We start from the raw sequence: 1,407 nt of genomic DNA on the forward strand, positions 1-1,407 counted from the left end.
GCGGCATCGACGGGCGACGCTGCTTCGACGCGGCAGGCGGCCTGGCCGCGCTGGCCCGCGCGATCGCCGAGCCGGTGCGCTGGGCCGACTGCATGCGCGAGCTGTCCGAGAGCGGCGTTCGGGTGGTGCTGGAACTCGGCCCCGGCCGCTCGCTGGCCAAGCTGCTGGCCGAGGCGCAGCCCGACATCGATGTGCGCTCGGTCGCCGATTTCCGCTCCTGGCGCGGCGTGGCCGACTGGCTGCGGGCCCGGCTCGACGCCTGAGGCGGCGGCGACCCGCCGCCTTCGCCACACCGCCCCTCCGACCGCGTCCGCCAGCCCCGGTGAAACCCCGAGTCCGGAGGGCTTGACGGACTCTTTGTCGGCAACTAATATATTAGTACCATACCGACAATCGGAGACCCGCCATGATGACCGAACGTCAACGCAAGTTCCGTGAACAGTACAAGTCCAACATCAGCCCGCTCTACAACGGCCTGCTGCACGTCGCGGTGATGTTCGCCGCCGGCATCGGCGGCATCTGGTACTGCGCCACGCAGCTGCAGAACCCCACCTGGGAATGGCTGATGGTCGCGCCGGTGTTCCTGTTCGGCAATTTCGTCGAGTGGGCCATGCACACCTACGTGATGCACCGGCGCATCGACGTGTTCGCGCTGCGCGCGATCTACGAGCGCCACACCCGCGAGCACCACCAGTACTTCACCGACAACGAGCCCACCATCGACACGGTGCGCGAGTTCCGCATCGTGTTCTTCCCGTGGCGCGTGCTCACGGTGCTGGGCATCGGTGGCACGACGCTGGGCTTCCTGACCAGCCTGGTGTGGAACGCCAATGCGGGCTACATCGTCTTCATCACGATGGTGGCGATGTACCTCAACTACGAGATCTTCCACTACTGCTGCCACGTGCACGACAACTGGTTCGTGCACAACATGCCCTTCATCAACACGATCCGGCGCCACCACACCGCGCACCACAACCAGGGGATCATGATGAAGTACAACATGAACCTGTCGTACCCGATCGCCGACTACCTGATGGGCACCAGCGACCTGCGGCGCGGCCTGTTCGGCCACCTGTTCAACGGCTACAGCGACAAGCACGTGAAGGAGGAGCTGCGGCCCATCATCGCGCGCTTCCGCACCTCCGACGTGCAGAACACGCGCGTCACGCTCGACGGGCCGATCCTCGAGAACGACGAGCGGCGCGCGATGGCCCTGTAGGGCCGGGCCGACGGCTGGCTCTACACTGCGGCGGCGCGTCGATCGCACCGCCTGCGGCCCCCGTGCCGCCGACCCGATCGATGCGGGTGCCGCGCCCCGGAGATCGACTGTCGACCGCGGGGGCGCGGTCACAGCGGCCGATCCATAGAAGAGCAGCAAGATGCCAGCACGCCCCGCCCCGACGA

Annotated in this window: 1 protein-coding gene and 1 pseudogene; both read left to right on the forward strand. The window is 67.1% G+C overall.

Annotated elements, in window-relative coordinates; translation table 11 throughout:
- Nucleotides 1-263, forward strand: a pseudogene (locus tag Y694_RS25135) (ACP S-malonyltransferase); the annotation flags it as partial.
- Nucleotides 264-406: 143 nt separating this feature from the next.
- Complete coding sequence (locus tag Y694_RS21805) at nucleotides 407-1,222, forward strand: hypothetical protein (protein WP_036236700.1); 816 nt, start codon at nucleotides 407-409, stop codon at nucleotides 1,220-1,222.
- The last annotated feature ends 185 nt before the right edge of the window (nucleotides 1,223-1,407 follow it).

The organism is Methylibium sp. T29-B, assembly GCF_000576225.1.
Classification (GTDB): Bacteria; Pseudomonadota; Gammaproteobacteria; order Burkholderiales; family Burkholderiaceae_C; genus Methylibium; species Methylibium petroleiphilum.

Excerpts from the sequence above, each read along its gene's own strand:
- Y694_RS21805 (WP_036236700.1), top strand. The coding sequence starts at position 407 with ATGATGACCGAACGTCAACGCAAGTTCCGTGAACAGTACAAGTCCAAC.